Below are 21,622 nucleotides of genomic sequence, written 5' to 3'. Positions count from 1 at the left end.
AGAATATCGGCCGGGGGTAAGGAGCGGGGCATGATCCGCTGGAAATTCCTCTTGGCTTTCATGGTGCTCGGCGCGCTGCCCTTGTCCGCGCGCGCGGCGAACGAGGACAAGGTGCCCTACTGGGCCTCGATCGACACCGACCTTGCCAATATGCGCGTGGGGCCGGGCAACAGCTACCGGATCGCCTGGGTCTACAAGCGGCGTAACCTGCCGGTGAGGATCGTGCGCCGCGAAGGGCCGTGGCGCCTGATCGAGGACCCGGACGGCGACAAGGGCTGGATGCGCGACCTTCTGCTCTCGCGCGAACGCTCCGCGATCGTGATCGGGGAAGGCCTTGCGGAGATGTACGCGGAAGGGAAGGCCTCTTCCTCGATGCTCTGGCGTATCGAGCCAGGTGTCGTGGGCCTGCTTGGCAAGTGCGAGGCCGGCTGGTGCGCCTTTGATGTCGACGGCCACCGGGGCTTCGTGCGCGAGAGCCGCCTCTGGGGCGCTGGCGCGCCTGAGGCGCAGCGCCGCGAGTAGCCCTTCGCCTGCCTCGTTCCGGCGCGCGTCGACCGCGCGTCCGTCGCGGGGATTTCCTCCCTCGAATTCCGAGACAATGGCCGGTTAAGGAACGCGAAACCACGTTCCGCTATAAAAGTCTTCACCATGTCAGAAGTCTCGGCCTATCGCGTGCTGATCGACACGAACTCTGCAGACGAGAACGGCGTCCTGCTGTTTATCCGCGATCATCTTGTCGCCTGCGTGATGCGCCTCGATGATCCTTCCCATGGTCGGGATCGCGACCGATGGTGCGTTGAAACCGCCTATGGGTTTGACAGCCGCAAGTTGCCGGAGACTTTCCTGTCGATAGAGGCCGCGATCTCGGCAATCAGCGAAGAGATATGCGGCTCACCGCTTGCGGTGGTTGGGGAGCTTCCCGCCCTGCCGTGATGCAAGGTGGAAAGCGCCGCTTCATCGTAGCGGTTCGCAGATCGATACAAGGGTTCGTCGTTCCCAACCCCTGCACTCCTTGTTCGCCATGGCAGGGCGCCGAAGGCGGTGCGGCACTCCCGTGGCATTTGCACCGCTGGCGCCGAGCCGCGTTTGAGCCCTTTCGCCGGAATCCGGTTGACGCCGGAGCGTCAGCTGTCGCGCGATCTCTTCCCATGTCTCCGCCGAGAGAAGGTATTTCCGGCGAACGTTCTCGACTCGTGCCAGTTCGGCCTGCACGCGGTTCTCTAACGCGTGAGCGAGGCATTCCTCGACGGACTCGGACATGCGTACATCTCCTTGAGGGGGTCAAGATCTATCAACGGAAAAGCGGCTCCTGTCCGTCGCTTCAAAGCGAGAACGCACATGGCGGAAAGGTTCGCGCGTTCTTCGGCTTCGGACCGGGCGGCGGCGGAAGCGGCGAAGGCCCAGTCGAGCAACGCGATCTGATGGCGAGCAAGCAGTTCGTTGAGGTCCATGCCGCTCCTTGCCCGTCCGAGACCGGGGCGTTGCTGACGGGACGGTCAATGTACGGCGCAAGGCGCTCGCGCAGCCGGGTCCTTTGTCGAGAGAGACCGCAGCCTGCGAGTCAGTACATTAAGCTGCGCCTTATAGAGCATGGCAAGTTGCAGGTGTACTTCCGCAGCTTCCGGTCCGGGAGCTGCTTTCGCGCGCTGTTCCTCTTCCGCGATTTTCCTGGAACAGTATGCAATGTCTGTTTCCATTTTTGCCCTCCAACCCGAGTCGAGTCGTTAGCAGGTTAGTCATGTGGATAACTTCGGGTATAACTTATGTTAGACGGCTCTGGTCTTCGGTCAGAAAAGAATCGAGGTTCATCGAATGTCGCTGCCCACGGGCGAGGGGATCACCTCACGATGCGCCGGACGGGTTCGTCCCGGCGTGCAGATAAGTCGGGTCGAACCGGGCGAAGGCGCTCAATCGCTCGAAGTCCCGTATCTTGAGCCGGCCATGTCGCCATTCGATCAGTCCCTGCGAACGGAGCAGCGTGAGGCTTCGGTGAACATGCACGGACGTCATTCCGGTCAGGTCCGCGAGCTGACCATGTGTCAGTGGCAGATCGCATTCGTTCCCGCGCGTTCGCCTGACGTGTTGAAGGCGGCAGAATACCTCGCAGAAGAGATGCGCGATCCGCTCAGCTCCGCTCCTTCGCCCGAGGCTGAGCAGCAGCTCTCTGTTGTTGGAGAGTTGCTGCAGCCGCTCCCACGCGAACGCGTCGCGCAGGTGCGGGTGGCGGTCCGTCAGGCGTCGAAGCTGCAGGGTGGAAATTTTCGCGACGATGGAGTCGGTGATCGCGCGTAGCGAGTATTCGCATTCGTCTATCAGGTCGGCATTCAGATCGAATGTGTCCCCCGGAACGAACAGCGCGGTAAGTTGCATCCTTCCGTCATCGAGAAGCATCTCATGGGCGACCCAGCCGTCCACGAGTGCAAATCCCATTCCCGGCTCGCCTGCCGGGATCAGTTCCGAGCCCGCCCTGACCCTGAGCGCGGATTCGCCCAGGAAGGTTTCGATCGCGGAACGATCCGCGGCCGAAAGCGGGGCGTGCAGCCGGAGGTTGGCGATTACCGGGGACAGGTCGATGGCGGTTATGCCGGGACGGGAGGGCTGCGCCGGATGATTGCCGACGTCGTTGACCTCGCTTGCGGATCCTTCGGACATGGCCAGTCCTTTCGCGCTCGACTCCCGGTGAACGGTAATCATACAGCAAAAAAGGCTGGATACGGGATATTCCGTAGTCCCCTCCGGAAAACAGCACCACGACCGCTCGTACCCGAACAAGGAAAGGGCCGCTCCTTTCGAAGCGGCCCCCTAACCGGCCCTGCTTTGTCTCTGGTCTGTCCTGACGGACTTGGACCTTTTGATTCCTGTCGTTTGCTTGTGCTTACGACACTGGCGAGGGAAGCCTATCGCGGTCGATTCATTATATACCACTCGCGGGCGAGTCGGGCAAGAGGAAGACGCTGTGAATCCCCGCCGGGAGGCGGCGATTCACAGCGCCGAGCCCGGCCTCGCGATCAGGCCAGTTCAATCGCCACGGCGGTCGCTTCGCCGCCGCCGATGCACAGGCTCGCCACGCCCTTCTTCAGGCCCTTTTCCTTGAGCGCGTTGACGAGGGTGACGATGATGCGGGTGCCCGAGGCGCCGATCGGGTGGCCAAGCGCGGTGGCGCCGCCGTGGATATTGATCTTTTCGTGCGGGATGCCGAGGTCATGCATCGCGAACATGGCAACGCAGGCGAAGGCTTCGTTGACTTCGAACAGATCGACGTCGGAAAGCTGCCAGCCGGTCTTTTCCATCAGCTTGGTGATCGCGCCGACCGGGGCGGTCGTGAACTTGGCGGGCTCCTGCGCGTGGGCGGAGACGCCAACCACGGTGGCGACGGGCTTGAGACCCTTGGCCTCGGCCACGCTCTTGCGGGTCAGCACGACGGCGGCGGCGCCGTCGGAGATCGAGCTGGAGCTGGCCGCGGTGATCGTGCCGTCCTTGGCGAAAGCGGCCCTCAGCGTGCGGATCTTGTCGGGATTGCCCTTGCCGGGCTGTTCGTCGACGTCGACGACGACTTCGCCCTTGCGGGTCTTCACCGTCACCGGAACGATCTCGTCCTTGAAGGCGCCGCTGGTGATGGCTTCCTGCGCGCGGCGCAGCGACTCGATCGAATAATCGTCCTGCGCCTCGCGGGTGAGCTGATATTCGTCGGCGGAGCACTGCGCGAAGGAGCCCATCGAGCCGCCCTCGTAGGCGTCCTCCAGACCGTCGAGGAACATGTGGTCATAAGCCGTGTCATGGCCCGCGCGGGCGCCCGAGCGGTGCTTTTTTAGAAGGTAGGGGGCATTGGTCATGGACTCCATGCCGCCGGCGACCACAAGGTCCAGCGAACCGGCCGCCAGCGCCTCGGCGCCCATGATGACCGTCTGCATGCCCGATCCGCAGACCTTGTTGACGGTGGTTGCCTGCACCGACTTGGGAAGGCCGGCCTTGATCGCCGCCTGGCGGGCAGGGGCCTGGCCGAGGCCGGCGGGGAGCACGCAGCCCATGTAGATGCGCTCGATGTCCTCGCCCGAGACGCCGGCCCGCTCGACGGCGGCCTTGACCGCGGTGGCGCCCAGATCGGTCGCCGCGACGTCCGCGAACGCGCCTTGCAGGCCGCCCATCGGCGTGCGTGCATAGGAGAGGATGACGATCGGGTCGTTTGCCGAGATCTGGGCCATGGCTTCAGCCTTTCTGAGATTGGGATGATGTGGGCGTGATTTAATGTTGCAATGCGTCAAAAGCAATCGCCCCGGTCGAGCGCGGCTGAATTCCCCGATCCCGCGGACCGAATCGGGTGCGGGCCGGGCAGAGTTGGCGGCCGGGGTCGATTTGCGCGCCGGTGTTGGCGGATTTCGGCCGAAATTCGATGCGAAAGCGGGCGAATGCGCCGGGGTGGCGGGGAGCTTGTTGCGTTGCGGCGCGCAAAGGGCGGAATTATCGACCTGAACACCTTGCGATGGTGGGTAGGCTGGCCTAAGAGCGCGCCCAACGACCGGACCCGTCCGCGAGAGAGTCCGGCAGCCCTCACCGGTACGAGGCCATGACCATTGACTGATCTGTCGCAATATCTGCCGATTCTCATCTTCCTGGTGATCGCGCTCGCGCTTTCGGCGGTGATCGTGTTCCTGCCGATGGGCGTCGCTCGCCTGACCGGGACGCACAATCCGAACGCCGACAAGCTCAGCGAGTACGAATGCGGCTTCCCGGCCTTCGAGGATCCGCGCAGCCAGTTCGATGTGCGCTTCTATCTCGTCGCGATCCTGTTCATCGTCTTCGACCTCGAAGCCGCGTTCCTGTTTCCCTGGGCTGTTTCGCTCGACATGACGGGCTGGGCCGGATGGTTTACGATGATGGTGTTCCTGGGCGAACTCGCGGTCGGCCTCGCCTATGCATGGAAGAAGGGAGCTCTGGACTGGGAATGAGCACGCTCGTCGACAGCACCGGAAAGCCCCTGGCTCAGGGCGGCGCGGTGACGCCGCCCGATCAGGCGTTTTTCAGCGGTCTCAATCGGGAAGTCTCGGACAAGGGCTTTCTCGTCACCTCCACCGAGGAGCTGTTCCAGTGGGCCCGTACCGGCTCGCTGTGGTGGATGACGTTCGGCCTTGCCTGCTGTGCGGTCGAGATGATCCACGTCAACATGCCGCGCTATGACATGGAGCGCTTCGGCGCCGCCCCGCGCGCCTCCCCGCGCCAGTCGGACGTGATGATCGTCGCGGGCACGCTGTGCAACAAGATGGCCCCGGCGCTGCGCAAGGTCTACGACCAGATGTCGGACCCCAAATACGTCATCTCGATGGGATCGTGCGCGAATGGCGGGGGCTATTACCACTACAGCTACAGCGTCGTGCGCGGCTGCGACCGCATCGTGCCAGTGGACATCTACGTGCCCGGTTGCCCGCCGACCGCCGAGGCGCTGCTCTATGGCGTGATGCAGCTCCAGCGCAAGATCCGCCGCGTGGGCACGGTTGAGAGGTAATGGCCAGCATGCCCGTACTGCATTCTGCCCCGAAGTTCGCTTCGAACGAGGGCGTCATCGAAGCGCTGTCGGCCGCGCTCGGATCGATGCTGGTTTCCGCGAAGGAAGAGCACGGCGAAGTCGTGTTCACTGTCGCGCGTGACCAGATCGAGAACGCGCTGCGTTTGCTGCGCGACGAGCACGAATACCAGCAGCTCATGGAGATGGCCGGCGTCGATTATCCGTCGCGCGCGGAGCGTTTCGAAGTCGTCTACATGCTGCTTTCGGTGACGAAGAACCATCGCGTGATGGTGAAGGTGAGCGCGGCCGAGAACACGCCTGTACCGACCGTCACCACGGTGTGGCCCGTCGCCGGCTGGCTGGAGCGCGAGGTGTTCGACATGTACGGCGTGATCTTCGCCGGAAACCCGGACCTTCGCCGCATTCTGACCGACTACGGCTTCGAAGGGCATCCCCAGCGCAAGGATTTCCCGCTCACCGGCTATGTCGAGCTGCGCTATTCCGAAGAGGACAAGCGCGTGGTCTATGAGCCGGTCAAGCTGGCGCAGGACTTCCGCTCGTTCGACTTCATGAGCCCGTGGGAAGGCGCCGACTACGTGCTGCCAGGCGACGAGAAGGCGGACACGCCGCCGGTCGAGGAGCCCAAGACGACCGAGAAGAAGGGCGTCAGCGGCGCGGGTGAGCCGACCAACAGCGAGGCCGCGAAGAAGGTTTCCCCGCCTGCGCCGGCCACGAAAGATTCCGGCAAGCCCGAAAAGGACGCGCCTGCCCATACCGACAGCCGCCCTCACGAAGAGGACGAAGACGGAGACGACGGCAAGGGAGACAAGTCGTGAGCATGCAGCTCGAACAGTCGCCCACTACCGAGGGCGACGTCGTCACCAACTATACGATCAACTTCGGGCCCCAGCACCCGGCCGCGCACGGTGTGCTGCGCATGGTCATGGAGCTGGACGGCGAGGTGATCGAACGCATCGATCCGCACGTCGGCCTGCTGCATCGCGGGACCGAGAAGCTGATCGAGTATAAGACATACCTTCAGGCGCTGCCCTATTTCGACCGGCTCGACTATTGCTCGCCGCTCGCCATGGAGCACAGCTACGTCCTCGCTATCGAGAAGCTGCTGAACCTGCCTGTGCCCCCCAGGGCACAATATCTGCGCGTTCTATTCGCCGAGCTGACCCGCATCTGCAACCACATGCTCAACCTGGGTTCCCACGTCATGGATGTGGGCGCGATGACGCCGAACTTGTGGCTGTTCGAGATCCGCGAGGATTGCCTCAACTTTTTCGAGCGGGCCTCCGGCGCGCGCATGCACATGGCCTGGTATCGCCCCGGCGGCGTGCATCAGGACGTGCCGCTCAAGCTGCTGACCGACATCGCCGACTGGCTCGATACGCGCCTGCCGAGGCTGTTCGAGGACGCGATGAGCCTCGTGGTCGACAACCGCATCTTCAAGCAGCGCAACGTCGATATCGCGGTGGTCTCCAAGGAAGATGCGCTGGCCTGGGGCTTCTCCGGCCCGATGATCCGCGCTGCGGGCATTCCGTGGGATCTGCGCAAGAGCCAGCCCTACGACGTCTATGACCGCATGGACTTTGAAATTCCGGTGGGCACCAATTCCGACTGCTATGACCGGTTCGTGGTCCGCGTCGAGGAAGTGCGCCAGTCCGCCAAGATCATGAAGCAGTGCCTGGCCGAAATGCCCGAAGGTCCGATCGCGTCGAGCGACCGCAAGGTCGTCCCGCCCATGCGCGGCCAGATGAAGAGCTCGATGGAAGCGCTGATCCATCACTTCAAGCTCTATACCGAGGGCTTCCATGTGCCGGAGGGCGAAGTCTACGTCGCCACCGAAAGCCCCAAGGGCGAATTCGGCGTCTATCTCGTCTCGGACGGCTCCAACAGGCCCTACCGCTGCAAAATCCGCCCGACCGCGTTCAGCCACCTGCAGGCGATGGATTTCATGTCCAAGGGCCACATGCTGCCCGACGCAACCGCCATTCTGGGTGCGATCGACGTGGTGTTCGGGGAGTGTGATCGGTGAGCAAGCTGGCCATCGCCGAGCAGATGATCGCGCACTATAACGCGCAGGATGCCGACGCTTACGTCGCGCTGATGACCGAGGACGCCTGCGAGGCGAACTATCGCGGCGCTGTGGTGCGTGAGGGCAAGGAAGGCACGCGCAGCGGCCTCAAGGCCGCTTTTGCCAAGTGGCCTCAGAACAAGGCCGAGATCGTCGACCGCCAGGTGACCGACAACTATGTGGTCCTCCGCGAGCGCGTGACGCGCGGCCCGGCGACGGACGGTTCGGAACTGGTCGAGCCCTTCGACGTCCTCGCGGTCTACAGCTTCGAAGGCGACAAGTGCTCTCGCGTGGAGTTCATCCGTTGAGCTACCGTGCGACCCTCACCTCATCAAATGCCGTCACCCTGAACTTGTTTCAGGGTCCATCGCGCCGCGAGGGCGGAGCTATGAGGATGACAGCAAACCTTTCCGGGCGGCTTGCACACGCACGCGCCGCGCTCGGGGAGAAATGGATCCTGAAACAAGTTCAGGATGACGGGGAAGTCATGACCGGGATGTCGCGTTCTCGGGTGGAGTTTATCCGGTGAAATTCAACACGCTCGAACTGACGCGGGTCTGGGCCGCGGCGACCGGCATTGCGCTGGCGTTCTGGTACTTCGGCGCCCTCTACTTCGGTGCCAAACCCACGACGCTGCTGCCGATGCTGATCTCGGCCATCGGCGGCTTCGAATTGTTTCTGTTCGGCCAGGACCAGTGGCTGAAGCGCAGGGGTAAGCATGGCTGATCGCTATATCGAACCCGATACGCCCGAACTCAGGGCGCGTTGGGGCAATTTTGCCTGGACTCCCGAGAATGCGGAGAAGGCCAGGGACATCGTCGCGCGCTATCCGGCGGGGCGCCAGCGCTCGGCGGTGATGCCGCTGCTTGACCTTGCCCAGCGTCAGGTCGGCGCGGAACTGAACACGCAAGGCTGGTTGCCGATCCCGGTGATGGAATATGTCGCCGCCTATCTCGACATGCCGATCATCCGCGTGGTCGAGGTCGCGACGTTCTACACGATGTACAACATCGGCCCGATCGGCCGCTTCCACGTGCAGGTCTGCGGTACCACGCCCTGCATGCTGCGCGGATCTGACGAGATCATGGCCGCCTGCAAGGCGCGCGGCATGAAGAAGGGCCACACCACCGAGGACGGCCTGTGGTCGCTGACCGAGGTGGAATGCATGGGCAATTGCTCGTCGGCGCCGATGGTCCAGATCAACGACGACAACTATGAGGACCTGAAGGCAGAACGCCTCGACGCCGTGCTCGACGCGCTGGCGAAGGGCGAGACGCCGAGGGCCGGCACGCAGGAGCCGGGCCGCCACACCGTCGAGCCGCTCGGCGGGCCGACCACGCTGAAAGAGATGGTCACCGAAAACCACGATTACCGGGGGGAATGGTAAACGATGCCTATTCCGCACCCACATCCGTTCGTGTCGAGCGAAGTCGAGACACGCCGCGCAACGCCTCTCGACTTCGCTCGAGGCGAACGGGGAAGGATTGACCTGTGAGCCTTCAGGACAAGGACCGCATTTTCACCAACCTCTACGGCTACCAGCCGTGGAACCTCGCCGCCGCACAGGCGCGCGGGGCCTGGGATAACACCAAGGACATCCTCGCCAAGGGCCGCGACCTGATTGTCGAGGAGATCAAGGCCTCGGGCCTGCGCGGGCGCGGGGGCGCGGGTTTCCCCACCGGCATGAAGTGGTCCTTCATGCCCAAGGAACCGCCCAAGGACCATGCGGGCAACCCCAGGCCCAGCTTCCTCGTCATCAACGCGGACGAGTCCGAGCCCGGTTCGTGCAAGGACCGCGAGATCATCCGCCACGATCCGCACCTGCTGCTGGAAGGGGCGCTGGTCGCCGGCTTCGCGATGGGCGCGCGGGCGGCCTATATCTACATTCGCGGCGAATATATCCGCGAAGCCGAAGTGCTCTTCGCCGCGCGCGATGAGGCCTATGCGGCGGGCCTGCTGGGCAAGAACGCCTGCGGTTCCGGCTACGACTTCGACGTCTTCGTCCATCGCGGCGCGGGCGCCTACATCTGCGGCGAAGAGACCGCGATGATCGAGAGCCTGGAAGGCAAGAAAGGCCAGCCGCGCCTCAAGCCGCCGTTCCCGGCCGGTGCGGGGCTCTATGGCTGCCCCACCACGGTTAACAACGTCGAGTCCATTGCCGTGGCGCCCACGATCATGCGGCGCGGCGCGAGTTGGTTCGCCAGCTTCGGGCGCGAGAACAACAAGGGCACCAAGCTGTTCCAGATCAGCGGGCACGTGGACAAGCCCTGCGTGGTCGAGGAAGAGATGTCGATCCCGTTCCGCGAGCTGATCGAAAAGCACTGCGGCGGCATTCGCGGCGGGTGGGACAACCTGCTGGCGGTGATCCCCGGCGGCTCCTCGGTCCCGCTGGTCCCGGCCGCCGAGATCATGGACGCGCCGATGGACTTCGACGGCCTCAAGGCGGTCGGCTCGGGCCTCGGCACGGCGGCGGTGATCGTGATGGACAAGTCCACCGACATCGTGCGCGCCATTTCCCGCCTCTCGTACTTCTACAAGCACGAGTCCTGCGGCCAGTGCACCCCCTGCCGCGAAGGCACGGGGTGGATGTGGCGCGTCATGGAACGCCTGCGCACCGGCGACGCGGCGGTCGAGGAAATCGACATGCTGCAGCAGGTCACCAAGCAGGTCGAAGGCCACACGATCTGCGCCCTGGGCGACGCTGCGGCGTGGCCGATCCAGGGCCTCATCCGCCACTTCCGGCCCGAAATCGAGCGCCGCATCGAAGAGCGTCTCGCTAATACGGCGGTGGCTGCGGAATGAAGGGGCTCATTTTCTCCTTGTTAGCGTGTGTGAGTCTGGTTGCAGTGCCAGCGCATGCTGAAGACCGCAGAGACTATTCGCTGCAATATCGTGACGGCAATCCAACGTTCGTCGCGTCCGATACCGTTGCCGCTCGCAGATTCTGGGATTTTGTAAGGTGTGTCGTCGACCGAGATCCCAAAGGGGTCGACAGACTTCTTTCGCATTTTGGCCGCGGCAAAGACATGCGGGACGAGATCGGGCATTTCGCTCGCCGCAAATCCGTTTGTCTTTCGAAACCTCATGCCAGGGAATCGCCTGCGCTGAGTATGGGGACGATCATGTTCGTCGGTAGCGTCGGCGGGCTTCGTGTCGCGCGGCAATATGTTGACAAGCCGAAACCGGATCATTCATCGGTTCCGGTGATCTTTACAGCCGAGATCGTGGCAAATGGCGAAACGGTCGAGGAACGCAAGCGGCTGGTGCTGCATGCATTTGACGAGTGCGTAGTGCGCAGTGCTCCGGACTCTGTATTCGCCTTGCTTCAGACCTCCTATCTCAGTGCCGAGGAAACGCAGGCCTTCGCTTCGCTGAACGAAATCATGGGACATTGCCTTCCCAAGAAGGAAGGAGAGTCGGTGGAATTAAACCGATTTACCCTTCGTTCCGGGCTTTCTTATGCGGCGATGGCCTTGGAAGGGGAGGCCGCGAAAATGGGACTTAGCGTCCAAGGGAAGCCGCAATAATGCCTAAAGTAACCGTCGACGGCGTCGAACTCGAAGTCCCGCAGGGCGCCACCGTGCTGCAGGCCTGCGAGCTTGCCGGCAAGGAAATCCCGCGCTTCTGCTATCACGAGCGCCTGTCCATCGCCGGCAACTGCCGCATGTGCCTGGTCGAGGTGAAGCCAGGGCCGCCCAAGCCGCAGGCTTCGTGTGCGCTTCCGGCCACCGAGGGCCAGGAAATCCGCACCGACAGCGAGATGGTCAGGACGGCGCGGGAAGGGGTGATGGAGTTCCTGCTCATCAACCACCCACTCGACTGCCCGATCTGCGATCAGGGCGGTGAGTGCGACCTGCAGGACCAGTCGATCGCCTACGGCCGGGGCGCCACGCGCTATCACGAGAACAAGCGCGCGGTGACCGAGAAGTACATGGGTCCGCTCATCAAGACGCATATGACGCGCTGCATTCACTGCACCCGCTGCGTGCGCTTCTCCGAGGAGATCGCCGGCGTGGACGAGATCGGCGCGCTCTATCGCGGCGAGAACATGCAGATCACGACTTATCTCGAACATGCCGCGAAGCACGAGATGAGCGCCAATGTGATCGACCTCTGCCCGGTCGGCGCGCTCACCTCGCGTCCCTATGCCTTCGAGGCGCGGCCGTGGGAGCTCAAGAAGACGCTCGGTATCGACGTGTCCGACGCGATCGGCGCGAACATCCGCATCGACAGCCGGGGCCGCGAAGTCCTGCGCGTGCTGCCGCGTATCAACGACGACGTGAACGAGGAATGGATTTCCGACAAGGCGCGCTATCAGGTCGATGGCCTGACCCGGCGCCGCCTCGACAAGCCTTTCCTGCGCCGCGACGGCAAGCTGGTGGCCGCGACCTGGAACGAGGCTTTCACCGCGATCGCCTCGCTCAATCCGGGCAAGTCGATCGCGGCGGTCGCCGGCGACATGCTCGATTGCGAGACCATGTTCGCGGCGAAGAAGCTGGTCGGCGCGCTGGGTTCGACCCTGCTCGAAGGCCGTCAGACCGGCATGGACTACGATACGTCCAGCCTTGCCGCGGTGAACTTCAACACCACGCTCGCGGGTATCGAGACGGCCGATGCGATCCTGATCGTGGGCAGCAACGTGCGCTGGGAAGCGCCGCTGGTGAACGTCCGCCTGCGCAAGGCGGTGAAGCGCGGCGCGAAGGTATTCCTCGTCGGGCCGGAGTGGGAAACCACATTCTGCGGCGAGTTCCTCGGCAGCGATCTGTCGGTGCTCGGCAAGCTGCCGGGGCATGTGACCGAAGCGCTGAAGGGCGCGGCCCGTCCGGCGGTGATCGTCGGCGGGGCAGGGCTGGGTCGGGGCGGTCTCGAAGCCGCGCTGGCGCTGGCCGGTGAGTTCAAGCTGGTGCGCGATCTTGAGGACGGCACGAAGTGGAACGGCTTCAACGTTCTGCACATGGCCGCGAGCCGCATGGGCGGGCTGATGCTCGGCTATGCGCAGAAGGGCGGCATTGTCGACATCGTCGCGGCCAAGCCCAAGGTTCTGCTCTCGCTGGGCGCGGACGAGGTGGACTATACGAAGTTCGCCGATTCGATGATCGTCTATATCGGCCACCACGGCGACAAGGGCGCCCATGCCGCCGACGTCGTCCTGCCGGCCGCCGCCTATACCGAAAAGGCGGGCACTTACGTCAACACCGAGGGCCGGGTGCAGATGGCCGACAAGGCGGTCTTTGCCCCCGGTGACGCGCGTGAGGACTGGTCGATCCTGCGGGCGCTGGCCGATGCCTTCGGCGTGTCCGTGGGCTTCGACAGCTTCGACGAACTGCGCAGCGGTATGATTTCGGAGGTTCCGGCCCTTGGCATCGAGGGCCTGGCGGACTACGGGAGCGACCTGCCTGCCGGTGGCGGTTCCGCCGCTGGCGAAATCGCCTATCCGGTCAAGGACTTCTACATGACCAACCCCATCGCCCGCGCCAGTGCCGTCATGCAGCGCTGCTCGGCGGAATTGCTGCAGGGTCAGGAATTCGCGGAGGCGGCGGAATGATGCGGATGATGCACTCCGTCATCCCGGGCTTGACCCGGGACCGGTGCCGGTCGCTTGGCACAGCCCCTCGCGAGTCAGTGGGTAAACACCGCCAGCGGTCCCGGATCAGGTCCGGGATGACGAGGGGAGGTGCCCCGAAGTGACCGCCTTCTTCCAATCCCTCGGCATGTCCTACGAATGGGCGTGGTTCGTCGCCACCGTCAGCGGCATCCTGCTGATCGCGCTGCCGCTGCTGCTGGGCGTGGCCATGATAATCTACGCCGATCGCAAGATCTGGGCGGCGATGGCGCTGCGGCGCGGTCCGAACGTGGTCGGCCCGTTCGGCCTGCTGCAGAGCTTCGCGGACGGTCTCAAGGTCTTCCTGCAGGAAACCATCGTCCCCTCGGCCGCGAACAAGGCGATCTTCCTGATCGCGCCGGTGGTGACTTTCACCGTGGCGCTGATGGCCTGGGCGGTGATCCCGTTCAGCGAGCTGGCGGTGCTGGCGGACATCAACGTCGGCCTGCTCTACGTGCTCGCGATCAGCTCGCTGGGCGTTTACGGCACGGTGATGGCGGGCTGGGCCTCGAACTCGAAATACCCGTTCTTCTCGGCCATGCGCGCCTCGGCGCAGATGATCTCATACGAAGTCTCGATCGGCTTCATCCTGATCTGCGTCGTGCTCTGGGCGGGGACGTTCAACCTCAACGACATCGTCAGGGCGCAGCAGGGCCACGGGCTCGGCATTTTGAACGGCTTTGCGTTCAACATCCTGCTGTTCCCGATGTGGGTCATGTTCCTGATCTCGTCGCTCGCCGAAACCCAGCGCGCGCCGTTCGACCTGACCGAGGCGGAGAGCGAGCTGGTCGCCGGGTACCAGACCGAATACTCCTCGATGGCCTTCGCCGCCTACTGGCTTGGCGAATACGCCAACGTGCTGCTGATGTGCGCGCTCAACGCGACGCTGTTCTTCGGTGGCTGGCTACCGCCGCTCGACCTGCCGTTCCTGTACATTGTGCCGGGCTTCGTGTGGTTCCTGCTCAAGGTGCTGTTCTTCTTCTTCGTCTTCTCCTGGGTGAAGGCGACCGTGCCCCGGTATCGCTATGACCAGCTGATGCGCCTGGGCTGGAAGGTGTTCCTGCCGGTGTCACTCGGCTTCGTGGTGCTGGTTTCGGGCTACCTGATGCTGACGAGGTACACTGTATGACCGTCGCTCAACTCATCAAATCGTTCACCCTTTGGGAGTTCGTGAAGGCGCACTGGCTGACCTTGAAGTACTTCTTCAAGCCCAAGGCGACGATCAACTACCCGTTCGAGAAGAACCCGCTCTCGCCCCGCTTTCGCGGCGAGCATGCGCTGCGCCGTTATCCCAACGGCGAGGAGCGCTGCATCGCCTGCAAGCTGTGCGAGGCGATCTGTCCGGCGCAGGCGATCACCATCGAGGCCGCGCCGCGCGAGGACGGCTCGCGCCGCACCACGCGATACGACATCGACATGACGAAGTGCATCTACTGCGGCTTCTGCCAGGAAGCCTGTCCGGTCGATGCCATCGTCGAGGGGCCGAACTTCGAATACGCGACCGAAACGCGCGAGGAACTGCTCTATGACAAGGCCAAGCTGCTGGCGAACGGGGACAAGTGGGAGCGGGCCATCGCCGCGAACCTTGAAGCCGATGCGCCGTATCGCTAGGGGCAGCGCCGTGACTCGGGGCCACAACAATCAGCACCACGTTCCGTTCGCCTCGAGCGAAGTCGAGAGGGGTGGTGCGCGTGTCTCGACTTCGCTCGACACGAACGGAGGAAGGGCAACAAAGTGATCCACGTTTTCGCCTTCTACCTTTTCGCGGTGCTGACCGTCGGATCGGGCGCGATCACCATCCTTTCGCGCAATCCGGTGCATTCGGTGCTCTGGCTGATCCTGGCGTTCTTCAACGCCGCCGGCCTGATGGTGCTGGTCGGCGCCGAGTTCATCGCCATGCTGCTGGTCATCGTCTATGTCGGCGCGGTCGCGGTGCTGTTCCTCTTCGTCGTGATGATGCTCAACATCGACTTCGCCGAGCTGCGCGCCGGGTTCATCAAGAACTTTCCGCTGGGCGTGCTCGTCGCCGTCGTCCTGCTGGCCGAGATGGTGCTCGGCATCGGTGCCTACCGCGCCGGGGCGATGGAACTGGGAACGCCTGACGGCATCGGCGCGACGCCTGCCGGCATGACCAATATCGAGGCCATCGGCGCGCTGCTCTACGGGCGCTATCTCTTCCTGTTCGAGGCGGCGGGTATCATCCTGCTGATCGCCATGATCGGTGCCATCGTGCTTACGCTGCGCCAGCGTTCGGACGTTCGCGGCCAGAACATCGGCAAGCAGATCTCGCGCCGTCCGCAGGATGCGACGCGTAACGTCAACCCCGAAGTGGGCAAGGGGGTTACGCTGTGATGTCCACGCATCAGGGGGGCGCCGCATGATCGGCATCGAACACTACGTCGTCGTCAGCTCGATCCTCTTCGTGCTCGGCGTGCTCGGCATTTTCCTCAACCGCAAGAACGTGATCGTCATCCTGATGGCGATCGAATTGATCCTGCTTGCGGTGAACATCAACCTCGTCGCCTTCAGTTCCTTTCTGGGAGACCTGACCGGGCAGATATTCGCCATGTTCGTCCTGACCGTGGCGGCGGGCGAGGCCGCAGTGGGGCTTGCCATCCTCGTGGTCTATTACCGCGGACGCGGCTCCATCGCCGTCGACGATATCAACCGGATGAAGGGATAAGACCTTGTCCATTCTCCTCATCGTCTTCCTGCCGCTCCTGGCAGCCATCATCGCCGGGCTCGGCAACAGGCAGCTTGGCAATCTCGCCGCGAGGTCGGTCACGACCGGCGCGCTCATCATTGCCTGCGCGCTATCATGGCCGATCTTCATCCAGTTCCTGAACGGCAGCGCCGAGGCGACTGTCGTTCCGGTCCTGAAGTGGGTGCAGTCGGGCACGATGTCCTTCGACTGGGCGCTGCGGGTCGATGCTCTGACGGCGGTGATGCTCGTGGTGGTCACCACGGTCTCGGCGCTCGTGCACCTCTATTCCTGGGGGTACATGGACGAAGACCCGGACCAGCCGCGCTTCTTCGCCTACCTCTCGCTCTTCACTTTTGCCATGCTCATGCTGGTGACGGCCGACAACCTGGTGCAGATGTTCTTCGGCTGGGAAGGCGTTGGCCTCGCCTCGTACCTGCTCATCGGGTTCTGGTTCCGCAAGCCAAGCGCGAATGCCGCCGCGATCAAGGCCTTCGTGGTCAACCGCGTGGGTGACCTGGGCTTCATGCTGGGCATCTTCGGCACGTTCCTGGTCTTCGGCACCGTCTCCATCCCCGAGATTCTCGCCGCGGCGCCGGGCATGGCCGGATCGACCATCGGCTTCCTCGGCTACCGCTTCGACACCATGACGGTGCTGTGCATCCTGCTGTTCATCGGCGCGATGGGCAAGTCGGCGCAATTGGGGCTGCACACCTGGCTTCCCGACGCGATGGAAGGCCCGACCCCGGTTTCGGCGCTGATCCACGCCGCGACCATGGTGACCGCCGGCGTCTTCATGGTCTGCCGCCTCTCGCCCATGTTCGAGACAAGCGAGACGGCGATGGCCTTCGTCGCCGTGATCGGCGCCGCGACCTGCTTCTTCGCGGCGACGATCGGCTGCACCCAGTGGGACATCAAGCGCGTCATCGCCTATTCGACCTGCTCGCAACTCGGCTACATGTTCTTCGCGGCGGGCGTGGGCGCCTATGGCGCGGCCATGTTCCACCTCTTCACGCACGCCTTCTTCAAGGCGCTGCTGTTCCTTGGCGCGGGCTCGGTGATCCATGCCATGCACCATGAGCAGGACATGCGGTTCTACGGCAACCTGCGCAAACACATCCCGATCACCTTCTGGACGATGACGGCGGGCACGCTTGCCATCACCGGCGTCGGCATTGCCGGCTTCGTGGGCTTCGCGGGCTTCTATTCGAAGGACGCGATCATCGAGGCGGCTTTTGGCGCCGGGACTTCGGTGGGCCAGTTCGCTTTCTGGATGGGCATTTTCGCGGCGCTGATGACCAGCTTCTACTCCTGGCGCCTCGTGTTCCTGACCTTCTTCGGCGAGGCGCGCTGGGCGGGGTCGGAGCACATCCAGCACGCGGTTCACCATGAGCATGAAGACCCCTCCGAGGAGGCCGGGCACGACAATCATGTCGAAAACCCGGTCGGCACGGCGGGCTACCATCCGCACGAAAGCCCGTGGGTCATGCTCCTGCCGCTGGTCGTGCTCTCGCTGGGCGCGGTGTTCGCCGGATTCGTGTTCCATCACTCGTTTATCAGCGAGGGCACGGGCGAGTTCTGGAGGGGCGCGCTGGTCTTCCACGAGCACCTGATCGACGCGATGCACGAGGTGCCGACGTGGGTGAAGTGGTCGCCCTTCACGGTCATGGCCATCGGCTTCGTCATCGCCTGGTACGGCTACATCCGGAACACCTCGTTCCCGGCCGCCGCGGCCGAGCAGCTCGGGCCGATCTATACGTTCGTTTATCGCAAGTGGATGTTCGACGAGCTGTACCACTACCTTTTCGTGGTCCCGGCCTTCTGGTTCGGCCGCCTGTTCTGGAAACAGGGCGACGTCGGCCTGATCGACCGGTTCGGCCCGAACGGCGCCGCCTGGGTCGTGGCCAGAGGCTCCACGTACGCGCAGAAGGTCCAGTCGGGCTATCTCTATAGCTATGCTCTTGTCATGCTGCTGGGCCTTGTCGGCGCCATCAGCTGGGTGATCGCGGGATAAGATGATGGGTGGTTTTCCGATCCTCAGCGTGATGCTGCTCGTGCCGCTTGCGGCGGGGCTCGCATGCCTTTTCATGGACGCGAAGTCGGCACGGATGCTGGCGCTGTTCGCAACGCTCGTCGATCTCGCGCTGGGCGCCGTGCTCTGGGCGAACTTCGACATCGGGGGCGCGCAGTGGCAGTTCACCGAACGGGCAGAACTCTTCCCGGGCTTCTCCTACGCGCTCGGCATCGACGGTATCGCGTTGCTGCTGATCATGCTTTCGGTCTTCCTCATGCCGATCTGCATCGGCGCGAGCTGGAGATCGATCGACAAGCGCGTCGGCGAGTACATGGGCGCCTTCCTGCTCATGGAAACGCTGATGATCGGCGTTTTCGCGGCGCAGGACCTGTTCCTGTTCTACATCTTCTTCGAAGCCGGCCTGATCCCGATGTACCTCATCATTGGCGTCTGGGGCGGGGCGGACCGTATCTACGCCTCGTACAAGTTCTTCCTCTACACGTTGCTCGGCTCGGTGCTGATGCTGATCGCGATGTTGTGGATGGTGAACACGGCGGGAACGACCGACATCCCGACGCTGATGGCATACGACTTCGATCCGCAGGCGCAGACCTGGCTGTGGCTCGCCTTTTTCGCCAGCTTCGCGGTGAAGATGCCGATGTGGCCGGTCCACACCTGGCTGCCCGACGCACACGTCCAGGCGCCGACCGCGGGTTCGGTCATTCTTGCGGGCGTGCTGCTGAAGATGGGCGGTTACGGCTTCATCCGCTTCTCGCTGCCGATGTTCCCGGAGGCCTCGGTCCAGTTCGGTCCGCTGATCTGGGGTCTGTCGATGGCCGCCGTGGTGCTGACTTCGCTGATCGCGCTGGTCCAGCACGACATGAAGAAGCTGATCGCCTATTCCTCGGTCGCGCACATGGCGATCGTGACCATCGGCCTTTTCGCTTTCAACGCGCAGGGCCTCGAAGGTTCGATGATGGTCATGCTGAGCCACGGCCTCGTCTCGGGCGCGCTGTTCCTGTGCGTAGGCATCATCTACGACCGGCTGCACACGCGTGAGATCGACCGCTACGGCGGGCTTTCGATCAACATGCCGCGTTATGCGCTGTTCTTCATGCTGTTCACCATGGCCTCGGTCGGCCTTCCGGGGACCAGCGGTTTCGTGGGCGAATTCCTGAGCCTCGCGGGGATTTACCAGGTCTCTACGTGGACGACGCTGGTCTGCGCCACCGGCATCATCCTGGGCGCGGCCTACATGCTCTATCTCTATCGCCGGGTCGCCTTCGGCGACCAGAAGAATGCCGATGCCGCCGCCATGGCCGACCTCGATGCACGCGAACTGCTCATGGTGGTTCCCCTCGGCCTCGCGGTGCTGTGGATGGGCGTCTATCCCGAGAGTTTCCTCGCGCCGATGCGCGCCGATATTGCCGCGCTCGAAGCCCGGCTCGCCCGCGCGGCGCCGGAGGGGGATTCCAGGCTGGCAATGGCAAAGGAAAAGCCTGCGCAAGAAGAACATGCTGCGCATGAGGGGGCACACTGATGGACTGGTCGCAGTCGCTGCGCCTGATCGCGCCGGAAGAAACGCTGAGCATCGCGGGCCTCGTCCTGCTGCTGGTCGCCGCATGGAGCGGGGACAAGGCTAGCCGGTTGATCTCGATTCTCGCCGTGGCCGCGCTGGTGGCCGCCGCATTCCTCGTCGCGCCCGCGCTTTGCGCCGGAGCTATGGGGCCGGAAACCTCGGCGTTCTTCGGCCAGTTCCGCGCCGATGCCTTCGCGTCCTTCGCGAAGATCCTGATCTATCTCTCCGCCGCCGCCTCGCTGGTGATCGCGCCCGCCTTTTTCGAGCGGTTCAAGGCGATGCGCGCGGAATACCCAGTGCTGGTGCTTTTCGCCGCGCTGGGCATGGGCATCATGGTTTCGGCCGGCGATCTCGTCACGCTCTACATCGGCCTCGAGATGAACTCGCTCGCCGCCTACGTACTGGCCGCGTTCCTGCGCCCTGATGATCGTTCGGCGGAGGCCGGCCTCAAGTACTTCGTGCTGGGCGCGCTGGCCTCGGGCATCCTGCTTTTCGGCATGAGCCTGATCTACGGCTTTACCGGCACCGTCTCCTTCACGGGCATCAACGCGGCGCTGGCCGGCGGCCTGTCGCATGGCGCACTGTTCGGCGTGGTCTTCATCCTCGTCGGCCTGGCTTTCAAGGTCAGCGCGGTACCGTTCCACATGTGGACGCCGGACGTCTACGAAGGCGCGCCTACGCCGGTGACGACCTTCTTCGCCACCGCGCCCAAGGTTGCCGCGCTCGGCCTCACCATGCGCGTCATGCTCGATGCTTTCGGGGATCAGGCGGCGGCATGGCAGCAGATCGTGGTGTTCATCGCGCTCGCCTCGATCGTCGTCGGCGCGCTGGGTGCGATCGGCCAGAGCAACATCAAGCGACTGATGGCCTATTCGTCGATCAACAATGTCGGCTTCATCCTGATCGGTCTTGCCGTGGCAACGCCGCAGGGTGCCTCGGCCATGCTGGTCTATTTGGCGATCTACGTCGCGATGACGCTGGGCGGTTTCGTCGCGGTGCTGATGCTGAAGGACGAGAACGGCGCGTTCGTCGAGAATATTCCGTCACTGGCGGGCCTGTCGCGCACGCGCCCCGCGCTGGCGCTCGGCCTCGCCATGATCATGTTCAGCCTTGCCGGCATCCCGCCGCTGTTCGGCTTCTGGGGCAAGTTCGTGGTCTTCCAGGCTGCGGTGCAGGCGGATTTCATCGCGCTTGCCGCACTCGGTATCGCGGCTTCCGTGATCGGCGCATTCTACTACATCAAGATCGTCAAGATCATGTACTTCGATGAGCCCGCCGATGTGGTGAAGGGCGAGAGCGACATCTGGCACAAGATCATCCTCGTTGCCTGCGTCGTCTTCATCTCGCCGCTCGGTTACCTGCTGGCCAAGTGGCTTGGCGGTCTGGCTGACGTGGCGGCGGCGTCGCTGTTCTTCGCCCTTTGATCAGGACTGTCGCAGAGACCGGCTCCACCAACGCGGATCTGGCCGCGCGGCTTGCCGGCGGCGAATACCTGCCCGAGGGTGACTGGCTCGTGGCGGATCGCCAGATCGCGGGCAGGGGGCGGCTCGGGCGTGTCTGGAACGACGGCCTCGGCAATTTCATGGGCTCCACCCTGGTTCGCCCGGGCCCGGGCGACCCGCCGGCGTCCTCGCTGGCCCTGCTCAGCGGGCTTGCCGTTCACGAGGCACTTTCGGGATTTGTGCCCGATACCGATGCGCTTCGGCTGAAATGGCCCAACGACGTGCTGCTCGGCGGGGCCAAGCTGGCGGGAATCCTGTTGGAAATGGTAGCGGACACCGTCATCGTCGGTATCGGCGCCAACCTGAACATCGCGCCCGAAGTGGAGGGACGCCGCGTCGCCTCGCTCGCCGGCAACGGCATCACCGTATCGCGTGACGAATTCGCCGAAAAGCTGGCCATATGCTTTGACCTCGAACTTCAGCGCTGGCGCGGCGCCGGCCTTGCCCCCTTGCTGCGCCGCTGGCAAAGTGCCGCGCATCCCGAGGGAACCCGCCTCACGGTGCTTTCACCGGGAGAGGAGCCGATCGAAGGCGCATTTGCCGGGCTGACGGACGAAGGGAACCTTCTGCTGGGTCTCGACGATGGATCGATGCGGACGGTCCACGCGGGCGACGTGCTTCTTGCCGCAACTTCGCATTGA

Annotated in this window: 22 protein-coding genes; 20 read left to right on the top strand and 2 right to left on the bottom strand. The window is 63.8% G+C overall.

All coding sequences use genetic code 11. From position 1 onward, the window contains the following. Positions 1-30 precede the first annotated feature (30 nt). Together IEX32_RS00625 and IEX32_RS00620 are read left to right on the top strand one after the other, a co-directional pair. Entirely contained in the window at positions 31-522 is a 492-nt protein-coding gene (locus IEX32_RS00625) for an SH3 domain-containing protein (protein WP_188767202.1), read from the top strand. Positions 523-648: 126 nt separating this feature from the next. Then, complete coding sequence (locus IEX32_RS00620) at positions 649-933, top strand: hypothetical protein (RefSeq protein WP_188767201.1); 285 nt, start codon at positions 649-651, stop codon at positions 931-933. Positions 934-1,842: 909 nt separating this feature from the next. On the opposite strand, the gene IEX32_RS00615 is transcribed toward IEX32_RS00620, so the two are convergent. Both IEX32_RS00615 and IEX32_RS00610 read right to left on the bottom strand, forming a co-directional pair. Beyond that, complete coding sequence (locus tag IEX32_RS00615; protein ID WP_188767200.1) at positions 1,843-2,652, bottom strand: Crp/Fnr family transcriptional regulator; 810 nt, start codon at positions 2,650-2,652, stop codon at positions 1,843-1,845. Between the two features lie 356 nt (positions 2,653-3,008). Next, positions 3,009-4,202 (bottom strand): acetyl-CoA C-acyltransferase, encoded by a 1,194-nt coding sequence (locus IEX32_RS00610; protein ID WP_188767199.1) that lies wholly within the window; start codon positions 4,200-4,202, stop codon positions 3,009-3,011. Positions 4,203-4,571: 369 nt separating this feature from the next. Between IEX32_RS00610 and IEX32_RS00605 the strand changes: the two genes are divergently transcribed. The 18 genes from IEX32_RS00605 (at position 4,572) to IEX32_RS00520 (ending at position 21,622) form a co-directional block, all read left to right on the top strand. Continuing rightward, entirely contained in the window at positions 4,572-4,946 is a 375-nt protein-coding gene (locus IEX32_RS00605) for an NADH-quinone oxidoreductase subunit A (protein WP_188767198.1), read from the top strand. Continuing rightward, positions 4,943-5,500 carry a NuoB/complex I 20 kDa subunit family protein gene (locus IEX32_RS00600; protein WP_188767197.1) on the top strand — a complete coding sequence of 186 codons (558 nt, stop codon included), beginning with the start codon at positions 4,943-4,945 and terminating at the stop codon, positions 5,498-5,500. The genes IEX32_RS00605 and IEX32_RS00600 overlap by 4 nt, the downstream gene beginning before the upstream one ends. An 8-nt stretch (positions 5,501-5,508) precedes the next feature. Beyond that, positions 5,509-6,336 (top strand): NADH-quinone oxidoreductase subunit C, encoded by an 828-nt coding sequence (locus IEX32_RS00595; protein WP_188767549.1) that lies wholly within the window; start codon positions 5,509-5,511, stop codon positions 6,334-6,336. A 2-nt stretch (positions 6,337-6,338) separates the two neighbouring features. Further along, complete coding sequence (locus tag IEX32_RS00590; protein WP_188767547.1) at positions 6,339-7,544, top strand: NADH-quinone oxidoreductase subunit D; 1,206 nt, start codon at positions 6,339-6,341, stop codon at positions 7,542-7,544. Beyond that, positions 7,541-7,891 carry a nuclear transport factor 2 family protein gene (locus IEX32_RS00585; RefSeq protein ID WP_229735757.1) on the top strand — a complete coding sequence of 117 codons (351 nt, stop codon included), beginning with the start codon at positions 7,541-7,543 and terminating at the stop codon, positions 7,889-7,891. Before IEX32_RS00590 ends, IEX32_RS00585 begins: the two co-directional genes overlap by 4 nt. Before the next feature lie 217 nt (positions 7,892-8,108). Then, entirely contained in the window at positions 8,109-8,309 is a 201-nt protein-coding gene (locus IEX32_RS00580; protein WP_188767194.1) for a hypothetical protein, read from the top strand. Further along, on the top strand, positions 8,302-8,970 hold the full coding sequence (locus IEX32_RS00575; protein ID WP_188767193.1) for a complex I 24 kDa subunit family protein: 669 nt from the start codon (positions 8,302-8,304) through the stop codon (positions 8,968-8,970). Before IEX32_RS00580 ends, IEX32_RS00575 begins: the two co-directional genes overlap by 8 nt. A gap of 104 nt (positions 8,971-9,074) precedes the next feature. Then, positions 9,075-10,385, top strand: a complete 1,311-nt coding sequence (nuoF, locus tag IEX32_RS00570; protein ID WP_188767191.1) for an NADH-quinone oxidoreductase subunit NuoF — start codon at positions 9,075-9,077, stop codon at positions 10,383-10,385. After that, entirely contained in the window at positions 10,382-11,110 is a 729-nt protein-coding gene (locus IEX32_RS00565; protein WP_188767189.1) for a hypothetical protein, read from the top strand. The genes nuoF and IEX32_RS00565 overlap by 4 nt, the downstream gene beginning before the upstream one ends. After that, a complete protein-coding gene (gene nuoG, locus IEX32_RS00560) occupies positions 11,110-13,128 on the top strand; it encodes an NADH-quinone oxidoreductase subunit NuoG (RefSeq protein ID WP_188767187.1) in 2,019 nt (672 codons plus the stop codon). Before IEX32_RS00565 ends, nuoG begins: the two co-directional genes overlap by 1 nt. 139 nt (positions 13,129-13,267) lie before the next feature. Then, positions 13,268-14,314 (top strand): NADH-quinone oxidoreductase subunit NuoH, encoded by a 1,047-nt coding sequence (gene nuoH, locus IEX32_RS00555; protein ID WP_188767186.1) that lies wholly within the window; start codon positions 13,268-13,270, stop codon positions 14,312-14,314. Further along, complete coding sequence (gene nuoI / locus IEX32_RS00550) at positions 14,311-14,796, top strand: NADH-quinone oxidoreductase subunit NuoI (RefSeq protein WP_188767184.1); 486 nt, start codon at positions 14,311-14,313, stop codon at positions 14,794-14,796. The genes nuoH and nuoI overlap by 4 nt, the downstream gene beginning before the upstream one ends. A gap of 123 nt (positions 14,797-14,919) precedes the next feature. Continuing rightward, the gene (locus IEX32_RS00545; RefSeq protein WP_188767182.1) at positions 14,920-15,537 is read left to right on the top strand and encodes an NADH-quinone oxidoreductase subunit J; all 618 of its coding nucleotides are present in this window, start codon (positions 14,920-14,922) and stop codon (positions 15,535-15,537) included. A 25-nt stretch (positions 15,538-15,562) separates the two neighbouring features. After that, complete coding sequence (nuoK, locus tag IEX32_RS00540; protein ID WP_188767180.1) at positions 15,563-15,868, top strand: NADH-quinone oxidoreductase subunit NuoK; 306 nt, start codon at positions 15,563-15,565, stop codon at positions 15,866-15,868. Positions 15,869-15,872: 4 nt separating this feature from the next. Next, complete coding sequence (gene nuoL / locus IEX32_RS00535) at positions 15,873-17,900, top strand: NADH-quinone oxidoreductase subunit L (protein ID WP_188767178.1); 2,028 nt, start codon at positions 15,873-15,875, stop codon at positions 17,898-17,900. A gap of 4 nt (positions 17,901-17,904) precedes the next feature. Continuing rightward, complete coding sequence (locus IEX32_RS00530) at positions 17,905-19,440, top strand: NADH-quinone oxidoreductase subunit M (protein WP_188767176.1); 1,536 nt, start codon at positions 17,905-17,907, stop codon at positions 19,438-19,440. Continuing rightward, a complete protein-coding gene (nuoN, locus tag IEX32_RS00525; protein ID WP_188767174.1) occupies positions 19,440-20,903 on the top strand; it encodes an NADH-quinone oxidoreductase subunit NuoN in 1,464 nt (487 codons plus the stop codon). Before IEX32_RS00530 ends, nuoN begins: the two co-directional genes overlap by 1 nt. Then, on the top strand, positions 20,900-21,622 hold the full coding sequence (locus IEX32_RS00520) for a biotin--[acetyl-CoA-carboxylase] ligase (RefSeq protein WP_188767173.1): 723 nt from the start codon (positions 20,900-20,902) through the stop codon (positions 21,620-21,622). The genes nuoN and IEX32_RS00520 overlap by 4 nt, the downstream gene beginning before the upstream one ends.

It is taken from the genome of Novosphingobium endophyticum, assembly GCF_014640675.1.
Classification (GTDB): domain Bacteria; phylum Pseudomonadota; class Alphaproteobacteria; order Sphingomonadales; family Sphingomonadaceae; genus Novosphingobium; species Novosphingobium endophyticum.
Note: the sequence above shows the minus strand (reverse complement) of the source record. Positions and strands in the feature narration are given on the sequence as shown.